This is a genomic window from Ciceribacter sichuanensis (assembly GCF_024055605.1).
Taxonomy (GTDB): domain Bacteria; phylum Pseudomonadota; class Alphaproteobacteria; order Rhizobiales; family Rhizobiaceae; genus Allorhizobium; species Allorhizobium sichuanense.
Window position 1 is genome coordinate 82,882 of record NZ_JAMXLX010000007.1, and the last position, 20,744, is coordinate 103,625.

The window sequence follows — 20,744 nt, forward strand, 5'->3', positions numbered from 1 at the left end:
ACCCGCCATTCGCAATCACAAGAGGAGGATATCGTTGAAACCCTATCGTTTTCTGGGCATTGCGCTCCTTGCAGGCTGCTTTGCCGCAGCACCGGCGCTCGGCAACAGGCCAACCAGCCAGAAACTGTTCGACGGTTTCGACGGACAGGATTTTTCGCCCGATGGCGGCCTCTATTATCGCATGAACGATGAACAGAAGGCCGGCACCTACGTCTTCCAGAACGAAGTGAAACGTTCCGGCGCCGGCGCGCTAAAGCTGAGCGTTCGCTCGCAGTGTGCCGCGACGGACGACCTGTGTAGCGAGCGCGCGGAAATCTGGGAAAAGACCTCGCTTCGCGTTCCCTACGAGGAGCCGGTCTGGTTCGGCTTCGCCATGAAGCTCGCCGATCCCGTCCCCCAGGACGACCACCGTTATCTGATGGCGCAATGGAAGCGCGAGATCGGACCCGATGCCGAAGGGGATTTCAGCCCCTTCCTCGCGCTCCGGCTCGACCGCGGCAAGATGTTCTTCTCGGTCGAAACCAATTATGTCGAGGGTGGCCCCACGCCGATTGAAGGTGTTGCCGGCCGTTGCCCGGAAGGCAGCACACCCGTCTGGTTCCGCCCCGAGGTCAACCAAATGCGCGCCCTTGCCGCCTCCGGCTCCGACTGGAGCGCCGAAGATGAGGCAACCTTCCCGTCCTGCACCGACAAGATTTCCGTCGTGCAGCACAATCCTCTGCCCAAGGCATCCACCGAATGGATTGATTTCGCGATTTTCTCCCATCCGGACCCCAATGGCGACGGTCGGATCGAAATCTTCGCCGACCGCGTCTGGGTCGCTACCGTGAAGGGATATGTGGGCCATGGCGATGCCGGCCTCGGAAAAAACCAGTATTTCAAGTTCGGCCCTTACCGGGCCGGAGCTGCGGATATCTGGACCGTCTACTATGACGATTTCCGTCGCTCGCCCGATTGTATCGACGTGCTGGAAGACGCGGAGGCCTGCTCCGTCGTTCAGTAACGGGGATGGCTCCCTCAGCCCCGGTGGGGCTGAGCATCAAGCATTCCCCCGATCAAGCGGGCCGTTCCGGCGGCGCCGTCAAGCGAAACCGGTAGCTCCGGCGGGAACGAGAGTGCGCGTGCAGCGGTGATTGCTTCGGCCATCGCCGCCCCGCTCAGGCCATCCTCGGCGACGACCTTCGCCAGTCCCAGTGCGACCAGCTTTTCGGCCCGGACGGATTGCTCCGTCTCGCCACCCGCGGCAAAGGGCACGAGCAGGGAACGGCAACGCGCCCGCAGAAGATCACAGACCGTGTTGTAGCCCGCCTGTGAAATCGAGAGACCGGCCTGCGGCAACAGGCTCGGGAAATCCGGACGAAACCGGAAAAGAGAGACGCCACCCGAAACGCGGGCCGCGAAGCGATCGTAATCCTCCTGCGGCAGGTTGGGGCCGGTGATCACACACCATTCCTCACGATCATCGAGAATATCGCGGGCATCGAGTGCGGCCTCGATCAACGCCGTCCCCACGGCGCCACCGCCGGCGGAAATCACAACGCCGAACTGGTCTACTGATGGAGAAGCCTCCGCCGGCGCGACAAGTCCGGTGTAATGGATCTTTTCCGCAAGCTCACCGGCCAGCGGAAAAGTCTCCTCCAGTCGCACAAAATGCGGATCGCCGTGCACGAGAACGCCATCGAAGTAACGGGCAACGAGGTCGGCAGTCTCACGATCCCGGCCGGGTTTTCGGTTTTCCTGCAGGATATCCCGGACCGAGCTGAACAGCAGAGGCCGGCGCTCGGAATTCTCGATGGCGGCCAGCAAGGGCAGAAGCTCGAATCGCATCTGCCGCCGACCGAAGGGAAAAGCCTCTATGATGACGACATGCGGTCCGACGTTCGCAAAAGTCTCCAGCAGGAGAGCCGTCCGCTTCTGCTCGAAGTCCGCATCGACAGGATTACCCTCAAGATCGGCAAGGCTGGAAAAACCGCTTTTCGCCGCAACGACGGCCGGTAACTGGACATGTTCGACGCCCTTTCCGGGAAAACCGTTGACGGGCGCTCCACCCGTTACCAGCGTCACCGAAAATCCGGCTTCTGCCAAAGCCTCGGCGATCCGGCTGGCACGTGCCAGATGGCCGATGCCGAGCAGGTGCTGGACATAGAATAGAACCCGCTTCTTTGAAGAGGAGGGATGCTGCACGCTCATATCCCTCTCCTCGCCCATGCTCCCGTAAAGAGCCGGTCGAGATCATGGATGCTGTTGTGGTGATCGAAGTCCTTCCGCACCCGCGCCTCCGCCGCAGCTCCGAGCCTCTCCCGCAGGTCGGGATCGGTCATCACGCGTTGCAGGGCGCCCGCCAGAGCCTCGGGGTCTTCCGACTCGACCAGCAATGCGTTTTCGCCGTCGACAAACAGTTCGGAAATACCAGAAACGGTCGTGGAAACAGCCACGAGCCTTTGGCTTGCCGCCTCGACCAGAACGTTCGGCAGTCCATCGCGGTCACCATCCGCCGTGATCCGGCAGGCGAGCGCGAAGAGATCGCTCTCGTGATAATGGGCAAGTACATCACGCTGGTCCATCGAGCCCTTCCAGGTGATCTGGTCGGAAATACCGAGTTCGCCGGCAAGCGCCTTCAGGCTCGCAAGCTCGTCGCCGCCGCCGATATGGGTGAACTGCCAGTGAAGGCTCGCCGGAAGCCGAGCGAACGCCTTGAGCAACACGTCATAGCCCTTTTTCTTGACGGCGCGACCGACGCTCAGGACACGGACGGGATCAGCCGGATCTGAACCATCGCGGCGGGGGCGCTGGCCATCGAAATGCGGGAACCGATCGAGGTCGAGACCGTGATAGCTGAGGTGCATGACCTCGCGTCCGCCGGAAAGCGATGACAGCTTTTCATAGCCAACCCGCGTGCAGGTCACGCCCCAATCGGCGCTCTGCAGCTTTTCGGCCAGATCCCAGTCCTTCGAGGTCCAGATGTCCTTGGCGTGAGCGGAAATCGACCACGGTATACCGCTGATCTCGCTGGCATAGCGTGCGACCGAAGCCGGGGTGTGAATGAAATGGGCATGCAGCCACTTGCCCCCCTCCGGCCATTCCGCGACGAGCACGGCAGCCTGGCCGAAGCGGCGAAAACGGTTGCGCGAAAAATCCCGTCTCAAGTCCTTCCAGAAGGAAGAAAGCGCCTTGCCGAACCCCGGCCGGCGGCAGGTCGTCCACAGCGCCTTCAGGACGCGAAGCGGCTCCTCATGCAGGTATTCCGGCAGATAGCTGACGCGGGCGCGGATCTCGCCATGCACCGGGTGACGTTTCTTGTCCGTGGGGCGGCGCATGGCGACGATTTCAAGCTCGAAGCCGGCACGTTCCAGACCCAGCAGTTCCTGCGCGATGAAAGTCTCCGAAAGGCGCGGATAGCCCTTCAGGAGGACGACAATCTTTCCAGTTCTGTTCATCAATTATCCCTGGGCGGCAAAACGCGGCGATCTGGCGTCTTCGTTCAGATACCCGCCGACGATCTGCGAGATGGTTTGCAGTCCCTCGAGGTGTAGGCCGGCAGCGCTGGCCGAGGGAGGATCGCGTTTCAACACATCCTTGATCGCCTGTGCAAAACGCAGGCTGTCGGAGGCTTCCTGACCTGAAAGCATGCTGACGAGGCCGAGTTCGGAGGCTCTGCGGGCGCGGATCAGCTGCTCCAGCCGCGGCTGCGTGCGCGGAACGATCAGGGCCGGCTTGTCGAAAGACAGGATCTCGCAATAGGTGTTGTATCCACCCATGGCGACAACCGCCTTCGCGCCCGCAATCCGGTCTTCCATGCGGTTGTCGAACTCGATCATCTCCAGATGCGGATTGTTTCCCGCCTGCTCGACGAAATTCTGGCGCTGTTCGGCCGGCATATAGGGGCCAAGCACGATGACCGCCTTGTGGGTCAGCGTCGGGTCGGCCTGATAGGCGGCGATGACGTCACGTACCAGATCGGCCCCGTCTCCACCGCCACCCGTCGTGACGAGCAGATAATCCTCCGGCGGCTGCGGCCGTTCGACCGAAGCCTTGCGCTGGAGAAACCCGACGAAGTTCATCTTTTCGCGAATACTGTCAGGCACGTCCAGTCCCGTGAGCGGATCGTAGAAATCCGGTGGCCCGTAGACCCATATGTTGTCGTAGAGCGAACCGATCTTGTGCAGCACGTCGTTGCGCTTCCATTCGGCATCCAAGAGATGCGGAGCATCCATAACCTCGCGCAGACCGAGGATCAGGGTGGTGCCGCGCGCTTTCAGGAAGCGTAGCGTTTCCTCCACCTCGCCGCGCAGCCCCAGAGGCTCCTTGTCGATGATGAAGATGTCCGGCTGAAACGTCTCGGCCGTGTGCAGGATGATCGACTGGCGCATCCTGATGGTCGCCTTTACGTCGATGTGCTGGTCCATTGATGTGTATTCGCCATTGCGCAGCTTGATCACGCTTGGGATCTTCATGAAGTCCACGCGCGCCCGATAGTCGAAGGCGCCGGCGATCGTCGCGCCGGAAATGATCAGCACCTGCAGGCCGCGATAATCCTCGACCAGCGAATGGGCAATCGTGCGGCAACGCCGCAAGTGCCCAAGACCGAATGTATCATGACTATACATGAGGATTCGTGCCTTGCGCGACTGTCCAGTCATGCAGTTATTCTCCTATAGGTCCGAAGCATAGATGCCGCGGCTGGTCGTATCTTCTTCATCTTGAGGGGATCAGTTGTAGGGGTCGGCGGCATCTCTAAGACCATCACCGAGGAAATTGAAAGCAAGAATGATCACAATAACCGGAACGACCGGGAAAAGAAGCCACGGATAGAGGGCGATCACGTTGACAGTTCGTGCTTCGGTCAACAACACCCCCCAGCTCGTGATCGGCGGACGAAGCCCGAGGCCAAGGAAGCTCAGCGTCGTCTCGCCGAGGATCATGCCGGGGATGGTCAGCGTTGCGCTGGCGATTAGATGCGACATGAAACCGGGGATGAGATGCCGCCCGATGATCCTGGCGCTGCCCGCGCCCATCATCTGCGCGGCAAGCACGTAATCCTCCTCGCGAAGCGCAAGAAGCTTGGAGCGGACGGCACGAGCAAGCCCCGTCCAATCCAGAAGCCCGAGAATGAAGGTAATCCCCAGATAGACGAAAAGCGGCGACCAGTCCGCAGGCATGATGGCCGCCATGGCAAGCCACAGCGGTATGCTGGGGATCGAATGGAGGACTTCCGTGACGCGCTGGACTGCAAGGTCGAACCAGCCTCCCCAATATCCCGCGAGACCGCCGATGACGATGCCGAGCACGAAACTCGTCATCACGCCGAGGAGACCGATCGTAAGCGACACCCGCGCGCCGTAGAGAATGCGCGACAGCACATCCCGGCCAAGACGGTCCGTGCCGAGCAGAAACATGTCACCGCCCTCGGCCGGGCAGACCAGATGTACGTTGCCATCGATGAAGCCCCAGAACCGATAGCTGTCACCCCGGCAGAAAAAGCGTAGCGGCTGTACCTCGTTTGTGTTCTCGCCATAGACCCGGCGCAGTGTCTCCATGTCCAGTTCCATGGTCCGGCCATAGACGAAGGGACCGACGAACGAACCGTCATGGAAGAAATGCACCTGCTGCGGCGGGGCATAGATGCGGTCAACGTTTCGCGTATGCACGTTGTAGGGCGCCAGGAACTCCACGATAGCAATCGTGAAATAGGCGATCAGCAACAGAATGCCGGAAATCAGTGCAAGGCGGTGGCGGCGGAAGCGCCACCATGTGAGCTTCAGTTGGGACGCATGGCCGACCGCCGAATCCGCATCCGCTTCCACGGCATAGGGATCGAAGGGAGCCTTGGACACATAATGTTCCGGCACCGGCAGGCGTGCTACATCCTCACTCATTTCGTGCGCCCTCCCTGCAGCCGGATCCGTGGATCGAGGATGGCGAGCGCGATGTCGGACACCAGAACGCCGATCACCGTCAGGACGGCGAGAAACATCAGGAAGGAACCGGCCAGATACATGTCCTGGTTCTGCAGGGCCCGTATCAGCATCGGCCCGGTCGTTTCCAGCGACAAGACGACGGCGGTGATTTCGGCGCCGGAAATGATCGTCGGCAGGATGGAGCCGATGTCTGAGATGAAGAAGTTGAGCGACATGCGCAGCGGATACTTGATGAGCAGCCGGAAGGGATGAAGCCCCTTGGCCCTCGCTGTCATGACATATTGCTTGTGCAGTTCGTCGAGCAGGTTTGCCCTGACGCGACGGACCATGCCTGCCGTCCCGGCCGTCCCGATGATGATGACCGGAATCCAGATATGCTCGAGAATGGATTTCGCCTTGGCCCAACTCATCGGCTGGCCGAGGAAATCCTGATCCATCAGGTGACCGATCGAAATACCGAACCAGATATTGGCGAAATACATCATGATCAGTGCAAGAATGAAGTTTGGCACCGCAATGCCGATCAGACCGACGAGGGTCAAACCATAATCGCCCCAGCTATACTTGTGCGTGGCAGAGTATATGCCGATCGGAAAGGCGATCAGCCACGTCACTGCGATGGTAACGGTCGACACGAGAACGGTCAGCCACACCCTGTCGCCGACAACATCGGCCACCGGCATGCGGTATTCGAAGGAATAACCGAAGTCGCCCTGCGCGAAGCCGACCACCCAGTCGAAATAGCGCAAGGGGGCCGGTTTGTCGAAGCCGTAACGCGCCTTGAGATCCTCGATCTCCTGCATATCAGCCTTTTCGCCCATGGCGCGCAGTTCCTCGACATAGCTTTCGAAGAAGTCGCCGGGCGGCAGTTCGATGATGGTGAAGACCAGCATGGAGATCATGATCAGCGTCGGGATCATCATCGCGACACGCCAGAGAATATAGCGGATCATCTCATGCGCCTCCCTCTAGCCAGAAGGTATCGGGCATATAGACCCCGAGATAAGAGGTTGGATCGAAACCATAGAGGCCTTCGTTCGGCAGGTTGCGCAACCGGCTCGCGCGAACGATCGGCTGGGGCACGGCATTGACGATACCGATGGTGAAAACCTGCTGGGTGAAAATCGACAGCATGCGGTGCCAGATTTCCTCACGCTCGCCGAGCGCATCGGCCTCCCGCCACTCGTGGAAGAGGTCGAGCAATTCCTGTGCCTCCGGGATTTCCGGAGGACGTCCCTCGCCTCCTCCGGAGAGCTGATGCAGCCCCCAGAGCGGCCACTGGATCTGGTCGTTGTTGGTCGGTGCCAGCTCGCGCGGCGACATGTCGGCCGTCGGCACGCCGTTGTCGAGGCCCGGCGAAAGCGCCAGGATCGTCTCACCGCTGGTGATACGCTGACGGAAAAGCTCGCGGTGTGATACGTGCGTGAAGATCCGGAAGCCAATGCGCCGCCAATGATCCGCCACCAGTTCCAGAACGTCGGTATCGAACGTGGTTTCTGCGGTCGTCTCGATGATGAGCTTGCAAGGCCGCCCGTCGGGCAGATAGCGGATGCCATGCTCGCCATCCCTTACAAGCCCCGCCTCGTCGAGCAGGGCGTTGGCCCTGTCGGGATCGAACTCAGCCCACGCATCGCGATATTCGGGACGAAAAAGCGGACTATCCGGCAGGACGCTGTTCGCGCTGGGACTACCGAGACCGAAGAATACCGCCTTGTTGACCTCGTCGCGATTGATCGCAAGCGAGAGCGCGCGGCGAACCCGCACATCCCGCATCGTCTGTCGCCAGATCAGGTCAGTGCAATTGAGGTTGGGAATAAGCGCGACCCGCGAACCCTGGATACGCTTCCACAGGCAGACCTTGATCGCACCGCGTTTTTCCGCGCTCTTCAGGAAGGTATAGTCGGCAAAATCGATATTGGTGACCTGCAGATCACTTTCACCCGATGCCGCCTTTGCCGCCACCAGATCACCGGAGCCGACATTGAGGACTACGCGGTCAATATAGGGCAGTTGCAGTCCGTTACGGTCCACACGGTGGAAATAGGCATTCCGTTCGAAGACGAACTGGCCTGCGGGCGGAACGGTCGTGGCGCACCATGGATCGAGCGTCGGCAGGTCCGGGTTTTCAGGGCGGGCCGTGCGCGACATCTTCTGATGCAGGGAGACCCAGTCATCGACGCGCTGCTGCTCGACCAGTTCGGCAATCCGCTCCGGCGTCTGGTACTTGTGATGAAACTGCTTGAGGTAAGCCGCCGGCAACATCAGGCGGGTCGCAACCGGCGAGGCCAGTTCCGCCAGAAAATCTGGATTCGGATCCTCCCAGCTGTAGCGTACCGTTAATTCATCGATCACCTCGAAGACGGGTTCCTTGTCCTGCACCCTCAGAACGGTCGGAATGCCGCCCTTGTGGAGTTCCTTGTCATGGAACATGTCTTCCCAAACATAACGGAAATCCTCCGTCGTGAAGGGGCTGCCGTCAGACCAGCGATGGCCGGGGCGCAGATGAAAGGTGAAGACCCGCTCTCCCTCGACCTCGTAGCGTTCGAGAATATCGGGATGGAAATTGAAATGCCGGTCGAAGCCGATGAGACGGCTGTAACCGTTGATCGGCATGTAGCGGATATCGCGCTGGCTGGCGATCAGCATCTTGATCGTGCCGCCATGGCGCCCCGCGACACCGCCATCCGTACCGTCGAGCGGCACCACACGCGGCACTTTCGGCAGGCGATCGGCCAGAGGAGACAAGACACCTTCGGCCACTCTGGCCTTCAACGGATCCGGATCGACGACTTCCGCCGCCGCCGAAATCCGCGGCAACATGGTGGAGCCCATCAAGGCCAGGATGGCGCGCCGGGTGATCATGACCTCAGATCCCTCGCATCGACGCCACGCCGCGCCAGCACCCAATGGCCGTTGCCGAGATCGACATGCGCGAGATTGTCCGGATCGCCCTCATCGAGAAAATGCTTCTTCCATGCCCGCCGGGCAACGAGAGAAGATTCACCCGCCTGACTTAGATCGATGCGGCAATCGAGATCAGGAGCGGGAACGGCGGCAATCAGCTTGCGCGTATAGGGATGAACCGGCTGGTTCATGATGATTTCGCACGGGGCGATTTCCACGATCCGGCCCGCATACATCACCGCCACACGATCGGCCATGTAGTTCACCACGGCGAGATTGTGGGAAATGAAGAGATAGGTGAGACAGAGCTCTGCCTTCAGGTCCTTCATCAGGTTCAGGACCTGCGCCTGAACCGAGACATCCAGAGCGGACACAGGTTCGTCGCAGATGACGAGACCAGGGCCGAGCGCGAGCGCGCGCGCAATGCCGATACGCTGCCGCTGCCCGCCCGAAAAGCTGTGCGGATAACGCCCACCGGCCGATGAGGGCAGTCCGACGGCGTGGAGGAGACGCTTGACCAGCTCGATCCGGCTGGCAGCGTCACCCTTGTCGTGAATTTCCAAGGGTTCGCTGATGATGCCGCGCACCGTCATACGCGGAGAAAGCGATGATACGGGATCCTGAAAGACCATCTGTATGGAGGATCTGAGAATCCGGAGCTCCTCACCCTCCGCCGAGAGCACATCGATCGGCTCGTCAGCACCGTTGTAGACGACCGTGCCGTTATCTGCCCGCAGGCCGCGCATCAGGATCTTGCTGAGCGTGGTCTTGCCACAGCCGCTTTCGCCGACCAGTCCCAGCGTCTCCCCTCGCTTTATGTCGAAGGACACATCGGTCACCGCGCGTATCGGCGGCTCGGGCTTGGCAAAGAAGCCGGAGGAACGCTTCGCCCGGAAGGCCTTGCTGACATTGCTCACGGAAAGGAGGACGTCATCCTCATCCGTGGTCGGAAGCGCGCAACTGCCGAGGAGGCCTGCCGTATCGACACGGATTTCCCGCAAGGGTTTCAGCCGTTCCTCGCGCGCCATCTCGAAGGTCGGTACCGCAGCCATCAGCCCCTTTGTATAGGGGTGTTGCGGATTGAGGAAGATATCGCCAACGCTTCCCGCCTCCATCACCTCGCCGCGATACATCACCACCACCTCGTCCGCCATGCTCGCGACGACGCCGAGATCGTGGGTAATCAGCAGAACCGCCATGCCGAGCCGGACCTGCATGTCCTTCAGCAGTCTGAGGATCTGCGCCTGGATCGTGACATCGAGCGCCGTCGTCGGTTCGTCGGCAATGAGAAGCGACGGACGCCCCACCAGCGCCATGGCAATCATCGCGCGCTGGCGCATGCCTCCCGACAACTCGAAAGGATACATGTCGAAAACGTGATCCGGCTTGTCGAATCCTACGAGACCGAGCATTTCCTCCGAGCGCTCGCGCCGTTCCTTCGGCGATAGCACGGTATGGATGCGCAGCACTTCCTCGATCTGGTTGCCGATGGTGTGCACAGCGGAAAAGGAGGTCATCGGCTCCTGAAAAATCATGCCGATGCGATTGCCGCGAATGTTGCGAATCTGGCGACCGTCACGCGGCAGGCCGAGAAGGTCTACCGGCCCGTCACCTTCCGGATCGTTGAAGACGGCCCGCCCCGAGATGCGCGCGCTGGGCGCCTCGATACCCATGATGGCGCGGCCAAGCGCAGACTTTCCGGAACCGGACTCGCCGACAAGCGCCGTCACCCGGCCCGGCCGGATGGACATAGAAAACGAGCGGACGGCCTCGACACTGCCATGCAGCAGCGGAAAGGACACACTGAGCTTTTCCACCGAAAGCAGATCAGCGCCGACGACCATGCGATTTATAGAGCCCCCGGATACGCTATCCATCAAAAGCTGATGCAGATTGATATTATTGAGTTTACCGTAGCCCACGCGCCGCCCCCCTGTCCATCACGAAGATACGGCGCAGCAACCGCTTTGAAAGGCTTGCAGCTTCATCTGTTTTCCCGATAGACCAGCGGCGGAGAAGATCGTCGGAGACAATCAGTGAGCAGCAAACGCGACGCCAGAAGCCTTGCCCGCGAGACCATCGCCGAGAGCCTGGAACTGGCGCGCAGCGGTGAGTTGGAACGTGCACGACTCGGGCTCGATGCTCTTGCCGGCAACCATCTGCTTCTGGAGGCTGCCGAACTCGGTCCCTCCACCATGCTCGGCCTGCCGCGAAAGCTGCATTCGGCCTATCTAAGGCTTGCCAAGATCGCAAAGGACCCCGTGCGGATAGCCGGCCTGCAGTCGACGCTCGCGCCGCCGACAGACCTGCTTGCCGACCTCTTCGCTTTCGACGGCAACCAGCGCCGCCAGATGACCCGGCTGAGCGGTGAGAAGACGCCGCTCGTGCTGCACCAGATATGGCTCGGCACCCTGCCCGTGCCACCGGCAACGGACGCATGGCGGCAGCACTGCAAGAGCCATGGCGTGGAATATCGCCTGTGGCGGGAAGCCGATCTTGTGGAAGCAGGCTTCGATGAACATCCGAGCTTTCACGACATGCTGGCACGAGGCGACTATCCCGGCGCCGTCGACGTTGCACGTTACATCATCCTCGAAAAATTCGGCGGCATCTATCTCGACTGCGACTGGTATCCCGCCCGTGACGATCTGAGCTTTACCGATTACCTGCCGCTTGTCGGCATCTCCGTGCTGGCCGAGGATATCCCTCGCAAGACCAGCACAGGCAGCCTGCTTCTGGCCAATTCCTTCATCGCAGCACCTGCAGGGCACCCGGTTTTCTCACGGATCGTCAAGACCATGCCGCGCGTCATGGAACTGCTTCCCAAGGCGCCGGCCTGGTGGTCGACGGGACCCTTGATTTTTACGCTGGCCTGCCGCGGCACGAGCGTCTGCGTCGCCGAAGCGGGTTTCGTGGCGGAGAGCCTTTCGCGGCAGGCGCCTTTCGAAGCAGTAGAGGCAGCCCGTCGAAGCGCATCGGACCGGGATGGCGGCCTGCTGATTGCCTGGAAGTCCTGGTAGGAATTACCTGACAGCTGCGGGCTCGGTCCAGATGCAGCCCGGATGCCGGCTCGTTGCCTCGAAAAGCTCTTCGAGAAACGACCACACGGTTTCGTCATGCACGAGATGGTGGGTGAGAACCCCGATGACCAGCGGTCGATCGCCCCGGACGATCCAGTCGGCAAGCTCTCCGAACAGAACCTCGGCCGGCCGGCCACCGCGCGTCCCGCGCCAGTCCATGACATCGACATGCGTGTTGACCAGAGGGATCGGAGACGACGAACGCTCCTTGCCGAAGACCGACAGCGATGCAAAGCCGAGGGACGCGAGGGAGGGCAAGAGGTCATCGCTGATGCGATTCCACGGCGGCACGAGCATCGGCCTGAAGCGCGGCCCGTGCAGCCGGGACAGCTTGGCGAAACCAGCCCGCAACTCACCGAGCACCGTCTCGGCGGGACGATGACGCCCAAGTTCCTGCTTCTTCTCCCCCGCCGGAGCGTAGTTGCGATGCGACCAGCCATGAACCGCGACCCGGGCATGCGGCTCGTCTGCAAGCCGTTCGGATAGCGAGGTTCCGGTGTCCTCCGGAATGACGGCAAGCGTCACCGGCACGGAGTATGCCTTCGTCAGGGCAAGCAGTCGATCGAGCGCCGGTGTCGGCTCGACGGCATCGTCGTCGCGCAGCCAGAGCTGCATACGGTCTCCTTCGGTCGCGGCCCTGTCCAGTGCTTCAAGCAAGCGGGCTTTCGTCATAACGGATACTCCAGAGCTGGAACCAGCACTTCCGACAGACGGCGGGCCATGACCGGCAGGGAACGTTCCTCAGACACGAAACGGCGGGCGGCCTCGGACAAAAGCAGGCGTCGAGGTTCATCGGCAAGAAGGGAGGCGATCGCATCGGCGAAAGCGCGCGGATCGCCGGGGGCCACGAGCAGACCGGTACGGCCGTGCTCCACGACCTCCGGCACACCAGCAACCTGCTCCGCGACCACCGGAAGACCCGCCGCCTGCGCTTCGAGATAAGCAAGCCCGTAGGCCTCGCCGTGCCCCGGCCAGACAAAAACAGAACCGCCCGACAGGACCTCGGCCACCTCTCCACGCGAAAGCTCACCAAGCCATTCGATCCGCCCGGGCGCTAACCCCGAGAACAGAGCTTCCACTGCGGCCCGTTCAGGACCGTCGCCAATGATGGCGAGGCTCCAATCGAGGTCAGCGATCAGGGTCAGCGCTTCGGCGAGCGCCGTGTAACTGCTCATCTTGTCGCCGGGACGCATCATCGCAACGGTTACCAGACGGCCGGACCCTGGAACGGAAGGTCGCGCAAGAAAGGGCGAAGCATCGATAAAGGGAGCGATACGCGCCAGCCTGGCACCCGGCACCGCCTGCGCTAACCCCGAGCGGTCGCGCTCGGTGAAACAGAGGTTGACCCCGGCCAAACCGACCATCTCCTTCAACATCTCCTGATGCCGTGCCCAGCAACCAAGGTTCCGGCGATGGGAATAGGAGGCCTCGGCAGTGGCATAGGGCAGACAGAAGCGTCGGCAGAGATCGGGACCAATGAGATCCGGCGCCTTGTAATAGGAATGGTAACAGAACCACAGGTCAGGCGGTCCGTTCTGTTCCCACAGCCTTGAAAGCCGCTCCCTTTCCGCCTGCACTGCTTCCTCCAGCCCCGGGAGTACCGTTTCCGGCGTGGCATGGAAGGTACGCAGACTGGAGGCCAGCGTGACCCTGTTCCCCCCCTCCTCCAGCGCGCGCACGAGTTGGCGTGCCATCAGTCGATCACCCGAGGGAACGGGATGGTCGGGCGATTTCAGGGGGGCATAGAAGGCAATCCTCATGCCTGCCATAGAGCCCGACCGAACGCCCGATGCAAGAGGCGACAACGAGAACCCGCACGCTTTCCAGCGTCAGACCGCCGCATCACGCGATTGCGACTGCCGGAGAGAAAAGCGCGCCCTTGACAGGGGGGCAGCGGAAACGCAAGTGACTGGCTGACATTCCTCCCACGGAGATCTCCCACCGATGTCCACCTCTCCCGTTGCGACCGAACTCCTCCAGGCCATCCAGTCGAGACGCGCAAGGGCCGCCGTCATCGGTCTCGGCTATGTCGGCCTGCCGCTGGCCATGAGCATGGCGCGAGCGGGCTTTTCAGTCACGGGCTTCGACATCGATCCGGGCAAGATGACGGCAATCGAAGCCGGGAAAAGCTATATCGAGGCCGTGCCGGACCATATCCTCCAGAAGGAATGCGCCGAAGGCCGGTTCACCGCGACCTGCGAGTTCTCCCGCCTTGCCGAATGCGACGTTATCGCGATCTGCGTGCCAACGCCGCTTACGCGTCATCGCGACCCCGATCTCTCCTTCATCGAAAACACCTGCCGGCAGATCGCCGCCGCACTCAGGCCCGGCCAGCTGATCTCGCTGGAATCGACCACCTATCCCGGCACCACCGAGGAGGTCGTGAAACCCATTCTCGAAACAACCGGCCTCAAGGCAGGCACGGATTTCTTCCTCGGCTTTTCACCCGAGCGGGAAGACCCGGGCAATCGCGACTTCGAGACAACGACCATTCCCAAGGTGGTCGCCGGCGACGGTGAAGACGCACGCGAACTGATGACGGCTTTTTACGGCGCAGTGGTCAAGACAATCGTACCAGTGTCTACGACGGCAACGGCCGAGGCAGTGAAGCTCACCGAAAACATCTTCCGGGCCGTCAACATCGCCCTCGTCAACGAGCTGAAGTTGGTCTACGACGCCATGGGCATCGACGTCTGGGAGGTCATCGACGCTGCGAAGACGAAGCCCTTCGGCTACATGCCCTTCTATCCGGGTCCGGGACTTGGAGGCCACTGTATCCCCATCGACCCCTTCTACCTCACATGGAAGTCGCGGGAATACGACACGCCGACACGCTTCATCGAGCTTGCCGGCGAGGTCAATACGGCCATGCCCCATCACGTCGTGGAAAAGGTGGCAGAAGCCCTCGACCGCAAGGCCGGCAAGGCGCTCAGCCGTTCGCGTGTTCTCGTCATCGGTCTCGCCTACAAGAAGAACGTGCCCGATATTCGCGAAAGCCCTTCGCTTCGGTTGATGGAACTGCTGGTCGAACGCGGCGCCGATGTCGCCTATCACGACCCCTTCATCCCGGAAGTGCCGAAAACGCGCGAATATGCCGACCTGATGGGCCGCCGCAGCGTCGGCTGGAACCGGGAGACTATCGAAGGCTTCGACGTGGTCCTGATTTCCACCGATCACGATTCCATCGACTATCAGGCGCTGGCCGACTGGTGCCCGCTGATCGTCGATACCCGCAACGCGCTTGCCCGCCGAAAGGTGGAAGGCAGCGTCATCGTAAAGGCCTGAGCATGACCCGTCTCGACATTTTCATCAATCGCATGACCGCCCAGCGCGATCTGCTTAATCTTCTCCGCGACCAGAACCTTCTGCCGGAAGGCCCCATCATGGAAGTTGGTCTCGGCAACGGCCGCACCTACAGCCACATGATCGAAACCTTTCCGGGCCGGCGCTTCATCGTGTTCGACCGGCACGTCGCCGCCCACAAGACATCCATTCCGCCGGAGGAGGACCTCGTTATCGGTGAGATCCGCGAAACGGCACAGAATTACATAGGCAGCGAAGCGGCCCTTGTGCACGCCGATATCGGCACCGGTTATCCGGAAAAGGATGCGATCGTGATGTCCTGGCTGCCTGGACTGGCTGCCGGCATGCTGCGCTCCGGCGGTTATGCCGTCAGCGGACTTGCGCTCGATCACCCGCAGCTCGAAATGCAGCCGATACCGGATCATCTCGAACCGGGGCGCTATTACTTGTACCGGAAGATCTGAAACCCGAGGAGGACGCCTGCCGGGTCACGCCGCCGAAGCGGCGTCTTCCGGCAGGAACTGTTCGCGGCGCCACATGCTGGGCGTCGTGCCCGTCATCCGCCGAAAAACCCGGGAAAGATGCGCCTGATCGGCCAACCCGCAATCCAGCGCGATTTCGCAAAGCGGCGCATCGCTGCTCAGCATGCGGGTTTTGGCGTGATCGACGCGGCGCGAGAGAACGTAATTGTGCGGGGAAGTGCCGAAGCTCACCTTGAAGGCCGCGGAAAAATGGCTCGTCGACAGCTTCACCAGCCGGGCGAGTTCCTCCAACGAGATCGAATATGCGATGCGCGCATCGATATGGGTTTTGAGACGGCTGACCTGCCAGGGGGCGAGGCCTCCGGAAACGGCCTTTTCGCCGAAGGCGCGCTCACCCGGCGCAGGCGTTTCCAGAACGGTCAGCGCCTTCTTCACGAGGTCGGTCGCGACCGCCTCGTCACGTTCCATCCAGGTGATTGCGCGCAGCAGAAGGCCCGATGCAGCACTGGAGCCGGCGGCCTCACACAGCTCGATGCCGATTGCGGAAAACTCTCGATCCAGAAGCACAGCGTTGGCGTTCATCATCCGTCTCCTTGGATTACCGGTCCATATTTACGGGTTGCATTCTGAATCAGAGATGCCCCTTTCGAAACCCTACTGTCGGTCCGTGACGATACACGTCGGTCTTACCGGGACATACCTCGGTATGATTGCCGTCGCCGGATCGAACCGCCTAGGCTGCGAATCTGCGCAGCCATGCATTGCTATTTCCATCAGTTGTGTTTGAAATTTTCGTCACACTGAAACGAGTTGAAAAGAAAATCATGTCCGAGGGTCCCCTCGTGCTTGTCGTTGACGATGAGAAACTGGTGCGTCAGGCGCTGGATACGCTCCTGCGCTCGGTCGGATATTCCGTGAGGACCTTCGCCACAACGCAGGAACTCTACGAAGACGCGAGCCTTTCCGAAGCCGACTGCCTCATCCTCGACGTACGGCTTCCCTTCACCAGCGGCCTCGACTTTCAGCAGAAGCTCGCCGAAAAAGGTGTCGACATTCCGGTCATCTTCGTCACCGGTCATGGCGATATTCCGATGACGGTGCGTGCGATGAAGGCTGGTGCGGCAGATTTCCTCGCCAAGCCGTTTCGCGATCAGGATCTGCTCGATTCAGTCGGCGCGGCGGTCGAGAAAAGCCGCCAGTCACGCGACCTTAACCGCTCGGAACTCGAACTGCGCAACCGCTACAATGCCCTTTCCGCCCGCGAAAAGGAAATCATGGCGATGGCGACGGCGGGCCTGATGAACAAGCAGATCGCGGGACAGCTCGGCCTGAGCGAAATCACGGTGAAGATCCATCGTGGAAAGATCACCCGCAAGATGGTGGCCAAGACCTTTGCGGATCTGGTGAAGATGGCCGAAAGCCTTGGCATATCCTCGCCCGACGGCCCGAAACCCCAGTGACTGCGGCGGCCGAACAGACGCGCATCGACAAAGCAGCGGGCTTGCGTTTTGACAATTCCGTCCCGGTGTGAATTTAATACGCACCATCACGCATGAACATTGCTGTCCCCCTTCGAAAGACAAAACGATGGACCTCGGATCACACGGCGCCGGTTCGCCTCGCCCCGGAAAAGTGGACACGTTTGGCTGTCAGCTGGGCAAGCTTGAGGATGACCGGCAGATCATCGGCGGCAATCTCGCCTATTATCGCAAGTCCTCGATCAGCGCCGCACCCGGCCAGGTGACGACCCCCGCCAGCGATCGCGGCTATCTCATCGGAATTTCACTGAAGACCGGACACCGGCGTCGCATTTTCAGCGAGCATCACTCGACACTTTACGAGTTCAGCCAGAATTCGATCTATCTCCGCAATTTCGCCGACTCCTACAAGGCCGACCTTTCCGGCGCATTCGGTTTCATCCTGATGGAGCTGTCGAAGGGCGATCTGGAAATGTTGGCCGACGGAGCCGATGCCAGCGGCGTGTCGGAACTCTCGCAAGTTGTCGCAGAACACGACCCCATTCTCGGCGGCATGACACAGGCGCTGTTTTCCTTCGCCGATACCCAGCCGCATCCGAGCCCGCTCTTCGTGGAGCAGATCTCTTCCGCCATCGGCCTGCACCTGATCACCCGTTACGGCAACGGCCGTATCCGCCGGACGGACAAGCGCGAGGCACTCTCAGGGACAGCAGCAACGCAGGCGAAGGACATGATGCTCAGCCGGCTCGACGGCGATATTTCTCTCGACGATGTGGCGGCCCGATGCCATCTCTCCCGCGTCGCCTTCATCCGCGCCTTCCGGGAAACGACCGGGACAACGCCCAGTGAGTGGCTTGCCGAACAGCGCCTCATCAAGGCCTGCGATCTGCTCCGATCGTCGTCCCTGTCGCTGATCGAGATTTCCGTCGCCTGCGGGTTTGCGGATCTGACGCATTTTATGCGTGTCTTTACCGCCGCGAAAGGCACATCGCCTGCCGCATGGCGTCGCGCCACCCGCTCCTGAGAGCGATGGCGCGAGCGCGCCCGTTCGTCAGATCTCGGGGCTCACCGCGTCATCTTCGCGTTGTGCGCCATGCACCATCGGCCTTGCTGCGAGCAAATGCCTGACCTGCGGCTTGTCGGGGCCGACATGATAGCGGACCACCTTGCTCTGCAGGTCGGCATCGCTGTGAGAAACCCGCTTGTGCTGTCGCAGATGCTCGGCCCAGGATTCCACGAAGAACCACTCGATGATCGCCGTGGGATCGGCCACGTCCTCGGTGATACCCCAGTTATAGGCCCCGTCCCGTCGCCGCTGGTGGGAGAAGCGGGTCAGCGCATGCAGGAACGGCTCTCGCTCAGCGGGATCGATACGGTATTCAATGAGGATCAGAACCGGTCCGCGATCCTGCTCGACGGGAGCAGCGATCAGCGGTTCCGGCCAATGATTAGACGGCACGAGATCGGCTTCGCCGCGCGGCAGCTTGACCCGGTGCATGACGACGCCGGCAACGACCAGTGCCACGGCGGCCACAAGCAGGGTCTGCGGAACGCCGATTGCTTCGGCGACGAGGCCCCATAGCAGGCTGCCGGCAGCCATCGCCCCGTTGAATACCGTCAGATAAATGGCCAGAGCGCGACCACGAACCCAGTTCGGCAGGATCGATTGCGCAACACCGTTCAGCGTCGTCAGCGCAACGATCCAGGCGCTGCCGAGCAGCAGCAGGAGAACGATCGCAAGCCATTTCGGCGGAGCGAAGAAAAGCGCCGTCATGACGGCTGCCGTCACCAGCACCGAAAGAAGGATCAGCCCGTCGGAATCGAGGCGCTGGCGCAGACGCGGCAGCAGGAAGGCACCGCAGATTGCGCCCGCACCCACAGCTCCGAGCATCACTCCATAGAAGCCGGCAGTCCCGTTCAGCATGTTCCTCGCCACGAGAGGCAGGAGCGCCCAGACAGCACTTGCGAAGGCAAAGAAGATCGCCGCCCGCAAGAGCACCACATGCAGATCGCGGCTCGCCCGCGCATAACGCAGCCCGGCGCGGAAGGCGCCTGCAAAATGTTCCGACAGCTCGTCGCGGTTCTGCGCCGGGCGTTTCCACCAGACAAGCGCTGCTATGACGAAGACATAGCTGAGGACATCCGCGCCATAGGTGAAGGCCGCACCGACCGCGGCCAGCAGAAGGCCGCCTGCGGCGGGACCGATAGCGCGTGCGATATTGATGCCAAGTGAGTTGAGCGCAATCGCGCTCTTCAGATCCTTGCGATCCACGAGTTCGGGCACGACCGCCTGCCAGACGGGGGCAACGAGAGCTGCACCCACGCCGCCGAGAAAGGTCAGGCCGACCAGAGCCTCGATAGTTAAAAGCTTGAAGTGGGAAAGCACCATCAGCGTCGTACTGACGGCGGCAAGCAAAAGCTGAACCGAGATCAGCAGTTTACGCCGATCGAGGATATCGGACAGCACACCGGCGGGGATCGCCAGCAGGAAGATCGGCAGCGTTCCCGCCGCCTGGATCATGGCTACAGCGGCGGGTGCGGCGGAAAGGTCCGTGACCAGCCAACCGCTCGCCACATCGCGCATGAAGCTGCCGGTATTGCCGAGAACCGTGGCTCCCCAGAGGACGGCAAAGACGGTCTGCCGTAGTGGTGCGAAACTGCCGCCCTGTTCGGCATGAGGCGTCGGGTGCCCGGTCATGAATTGCTTCTCCTTCGAAATCAGGACGTGATGAAGGCCAGAACGTCGGCGTTGAACTTCCCCGCCTCAGTCAGGGGCAGGCCGTGGCCGCCGCCCTGATAGATATTGAGCGTGGCGTTCCTGATGATCTTCACGGCCCGTTCTGCCGAAAGCGCTGCCGGAACCATCTGGTCGTCATCGCCATGGATGATGAGCGTCGGGACCTCTATCTTCTTCAGGTCTTCCGTATAGTCGACCTCGGAAAATTCCCGCACGCTGTCGTAGAGGCTGCGGATGCCGGCAAACGTGCTCTGCAGCCAGAAGGCATCCCGGATGCCTTCGTTCAGCACGATCCCATCGCGATTGAACCCGTAAAACGGGATCGCGACATCCTTGAAGTACTGAAGCCGGTTTTCCGCCACGCCCTTGCGGATGCCGTCGAACACCTCCAGCGGCACCCCATCCGGATTGTCCGCCGTGCGAGCCATCAGCGGTAGGGGAGCGCCTACGAGCACGGCCTTCGCCACTCGTCCATTACCGTGGCGGCCGATATAGCGGGCGATTTCCGCCCCGCCGATCGAATGCCCCACGAGGATGACATTTTCCAGCCCGAGCGTCTCCAGCAGGTCGGCCAGATCGTCGGCGAAGCGGTCGATATTGTTGCCGTCCCATGGCTGGGCGGAACGGCCGTGGCCACGCCGGTCATGGGCGATAACGCGGAAACCCTGCTGTCCGAAGAACAGCATCTGCGCATCCCAGGCATCCGAGGATTGCGGCCATCCATGGGAAAACACGATGGGCCGGCCTGAACCCCAATCCTTGTAGAAGATCCGGGTGCCGTCTTTCGTTTCAATGAAATCATGCGTCATCGCGCAATATCCTTGGGGCGGGAAAGCCGTGTT

General features: G+C 61.3%; 18 protein-coding genes. 6 read left to right on the forward strand and 12 right to left on the reverse strand.

Going from position 1 to position 20,744, the window contains the following annotated elements:
• Positions 1-34: 34 nt before the first annotated feature.
• Complete coding sequence (locus NBH21_RS19655; RefSeq protein WP_425340450.1) at positions 35-1,003, forward strand: polysaccharide lyase family 20 protein; 969 nt, start codon at positions 35-37, stop codon at positions 1,001-1,003.
• A 14-nt stretch (positions 1,004-1,017) separates the two neighbouring features.
• Here the strand turns inward: NBH21_RS19655 and NBH21_RS19660 are convergent, their stop codons facing one another.
• The 7 genes from NBH21_RS19660 to NBH21_RS19690 all read right to left on the reverse strand — a co-directional run bounded on the left by NBH21_RS19660 (position 1,018) and on the right by NBH21_RS19690 (position 10,666).
• The gene (locus NBH21_RS19660; protein WP_250914398.1) at positions 1,018-2,190 is read right to left on the reverse strand and encodes a glycosyltransferase family protein; all 1,173 of its coding nucleotides are present in this window, start codon (positions 2,188-2,190) and stop codon (positions 1,018-1,020) included.
• A complete protein-coding gene (locus tag NBH21_RS19665; RefSeq protein ID WP_250914397.1) occupies positions 2,187-3,437 on the reverse strand; it encodes a glycosyltransferase family 4 protein in 1,251 nt (416 codons plus the stop codon). The genes NBH21_RS19660 and NBH21_RS19665 overlap by 4 nt, the downstream gene beginning before the upstream one ends.
• Positions 3,438-3,440: 3 nt before the next feature.
• On the reverse strand, positions 3,441-4,640 hold the full coding sequence (locus NBH21_RS19670; RefSeq protein WP_250914396.1) for a glycosyltransferase family protein: 1,200 nt from the start codon (positions 4,638-4,640) through the stop codon (positions 3,441-3,443).
• Positions 4,641-4,709: 69 nt separating this feature from the next.
• On the reverse strand, positions 4,710-5,876 hold the full coding sequence (locus NBH21_RS19675; RefSeq protein ID WP_250914395.1) for an ABC transporter permease: 1,167 nt from the start codon (positions 5,874-5,876) through the stop codon (positions 4,710-4,712).
• Positions 5,873-6,871, reverse strand: coding sequence for an ABC transporter permease (locus NBH21_RS19680; protein WP_250914394.1), 999 nt, complete (start codon positions 6,869-6,871; stop codon positions 5,873-5,875). Before NBH21_RS19680 ends, NBH21_RS19675 begins: the two co-directional genes overlap by 4 nt.
• A 1-nt stretch (position 6,872) precedes the next feature.
• Positions 6,873-8,780 carry an ABC transporter substrate-binding protein gene (locus NBH21_RS19685; protein ID WP_250914393.1) on the reverse strand — a complete coding sequence of 636 codons (1,908 nt, stop codon included), beginning with the start codon at positions 8,778-8,780 and terminating at the stop codon, positions 6,873-6,875.
• Positions 8,777-10,666, reverse strand: a complete 1,890-nt coding sequence (locus tag NBH21_RS19690) for an ABC transporter ATP-binding protein (RefSeq protein WP_250914504.1) — start codon at positions 10,664-10,666, stop codon at positions 8,777-8,779. The genes NBH21_RS19685 and NBH21_RS19690 overlap by 4 nt, the downstream gene beginning before the upstream one ends.
• Positions 10,667-10,858: 192 nt before the next feature.
• On the opposite strand from NBH21_RS19690, the gene NBH21_RS19695 reads away from it, so the two are divergent.
• The gene (locus NBH21_RS19695) at positions 10,859-11,842 is read left to right on the forward strand and encodes a glycosyltransferase family 32 protein (RefSeq protein WP_250914392.1); all 984 of its coding nucleotides are present in this window, start codon (positions 10,859-10,861) and stop codon (positions 11,840-11,842) included.
• A gap of 3 nt (positions 11,843-11,845) precedes the next feature.
• Here the strand turns inward: NBH21_RS19695 and NBH21_RS19700 are convergent, their stop codons facing one another.
• Positions 11,846-12,574 (reverse strand): polysaccharide deacetylase family protein, encoded by a 729-nt coding sequence (locus NBH21_RS19700; RefSeq protein ID WP_250914391.1) that lies wholly within the window; start codon positions 12,572-12,574, stop codon positions 11,846-11,848.
• Positions 12,571-13,662 (reverse strand): glycosyltransferase family 4 protein, encoded by a 1,092-nt coding sequence (locus NBH21_RS19705; RefSeq protein WP_250914503.1) that lies wholly within the window; start codon positions 13,660-13,662, stop codon positions 12,571-12,573. The genes NBH21_RS19700 and NBH21_RS19705 overlap by 4 nt, the downstream gene beginning before the upstream one ends.
• A 184-nt stretch (positions 13,663-13,846) precedes the next feature.
• Here NBH21_RS19705 and NBH21_RS19710 point away from each other — a divergent pair, with 184 nt between their 5' ends.
• Together NBH21_RS19710 and NBH21_RS19715 are read left to right on the forward strand one after the other, a co-directional pair.
• A complete protein-coding gene (locus NBH21_RS19710) occupies positions 13,847-15,187 on the forward strand; it encodes a nucleotide sugar dehydrogenase (protein WP_250914390.1) in 1,341 nt (446 codons plus the stop codon).
• Positions 15,188-15,189: 2 nt separating this feature from the next.
• The gene (locus NBH21_RS19715) at positions 15,190-15,669 is read left to right on the forward strand and encodes a class I SAM-dependent methyltransferase (RefSeq protein ID WP_250914389.1); all 480 of its coding nucleotides are present in this window, start codon (positions 15,190-15,192) and stop codon (positions 15,667-15,669) included.
• 24 nt (positions 15,670-15,693) lie between these two features.
• Here the strand turns inward: NBH21_RS19715 and NBH21_RS19720 are convergent, their stop codons facing one another.
• On the reverse strand, positions 15,694-16,269 hold the full coding sequence (locus NBH21_RS19720) for a helix-turn-helix domain-containing protein (protein ID WP_250914388.1): 576 nt from the start codon (positions 16,267-16,269) through the stop codon (positions 15,694-15,696).
• 242 nt (positions 16,270-16,511) lie between these two features.
• On the opposite strand from NBH21_RS19720, the gene NBH21_RS19725 reads away from it, so the two are divergent.
• Entirely contained in the window at positions 16,512-17,147 is a 636-nt protein-coding gene (locus NBH21_RS19725; protein WP_250914387.1) for a response regulator transcription factor, read from the forward strand.
• 127 nt (positions 17,148-17,274) lie between these two features.
• A complete protein-coding gene (locus NBH21_RS19730) occupies positions 17,275-18,189 on the forward strand; it encodes an AraC family transcriptional regulator (protein WP_250914386.1) in 915 nt (304 codons plus the stop codon).
• Positions 18,190-18,216: 27 nt separating this feature from the next.
• Here the strand turns inward: NBH21_RS19730 and NBH21_RS19735 are convergent, their stop codons facing one another.
• Positions 18,217-19,863 carry an MFS transporter gene (locus NBH21_RS19735; RefSeq protein WP_250914385.1) on the reverse strand — a complete coding sequence of 549 codons (1,647 nt, stop codon included), beginning with the start codon at positions 19,861-19,863 and terminating at the stop codon, positions 18,217-18,219.
• A gap of 20 nt (positions 19,864-19,883) precedes the next feature.
• Positions 19,884-20,711, reverse strand: coding sequence for an alpha/beta fold hydrolase (locus NBH21_RS19740; RefSeq protein WP_250914384.1), 828 nt, complete (start codon positions 20,709-20,711; stop codon positions 19,884-19,886).
• Between the last annotated feature and the right edge of the window lie 33 nt (positions 20,712-20,744).

Bases quoted from the DNA above. Each gene is read 5' to 3' on its own strand.
- NBH21_RS19660 (WP_250914398.1), bottom strand. From the start codon at position 2,190: ATGAGCGTGCAGCATCCCTCCTCTTCAAAGAAGCGGGTTCTATTCTAT.
- NBH21_RS19665 (WP_250914397.1), bottom strand. From the start codon at position 3,437: ATGAACAGAACTGGAAAGATTGTCGTCCTCCTGAAGGGCTATCCGCGC.
- NBH21_RS19670 (WP_250914396.1), bottom strand. From the start codon at position 4,640: ATGACTGGACAGTCGCGCAAGGCACGAATCCTCATGTATAGTCATGAT.
- NBH21_RS19675 (WP_250914395.1), bottom strand. From the start codon at position 5,876: ATGAGTGAGGATGTAGCACGCCTGCCGGTGCCGGAACATTATGTGTCC.
- NBH21_RS19680 (WP_250914394.1), bottom strand. From the start codon at position 6,871: ATGATCCGCTATATTCTCTGGCGTGTCGCGATGATGATCCCGACGCTG.
- NBH21_RS19685 (WP_250914393.1), bottom strand. From the start codon at position 8,780: ATGATCACCCGGCGCGCCATCCTGGCCTTGATGGGCTCCACCATGTTG.
- NBH21_RS19690 (WP_250914504.1), bottom strand. From the start codon at position 10,666: ATGGTCGTCGGCGCTGATCTGCTTTCGGTGGAAAAGCTCAGTGTGTCC.
- NBH21_RS19700 (WP_250914391.1), bottom strand. From the start codon at position 12,574: ATGACGAAAGCCCGCTTGCTTGAAGCACTGGACAGGGCCGCGACCGAA.
- NBH21_RS19705 (WP_250914503.1), bottom strand. From the start codon at position 13,662: ATGAGGATTGCCTTCTATGCCCCCCTGAAATCGCCCGACCATCCCGTT.
- NBH21_RS19710 (WP_250914390.1), top strand. From the start codon at position 13,847: ATGTCCACCTCTCCCGTTGCGACCGAACTCCTCCAGGCCATCCAGTCG.
- NBH21_RS19715 (WP_250914389.1), top strand. From the start codon at position 15,190: ATGACCCGTCTCGACATTTTCATCAATCGCATGACCGCCCAGCGCGAT.
- NBH21_RS19720 (WP_250914388.1), bottom strand. From the start codon at position 16,269: ATGAACGCCAACGCTGTGCTTCTGGATCGAGAGTTTTCCGCAATCGGC.
- NBH21_RS19725 (WP_250914387.1), top strand. From the start codon at position 16,512: ATGTCCGAGGGTCCCCTCGTGCTTGTCGTTGACGATGAGAAACTGGTG.
- NBH21_RS19730 (WP_250914386.1), top strand. From the start codon at position 17,275: ATGGACCTCGGATCACACGGCGCCGGTTCGCCTCGCCCCGGAAAAGTG.
- NBH21_RS19735 (WP_250914385.1), bottom strand. From the start codon at position 19,863: ATGACCGGGCACCCGACGCCTCATGCCGAACAGGGCGGCAGTTTCGCA.
- NBH21_RS19740 (WP_250914384.1), bottom strand. From the start codon at position 20,711: ATGACGCATGATTTCATTGAAACGAAAGACGGCACCCGGATCTTCTAC.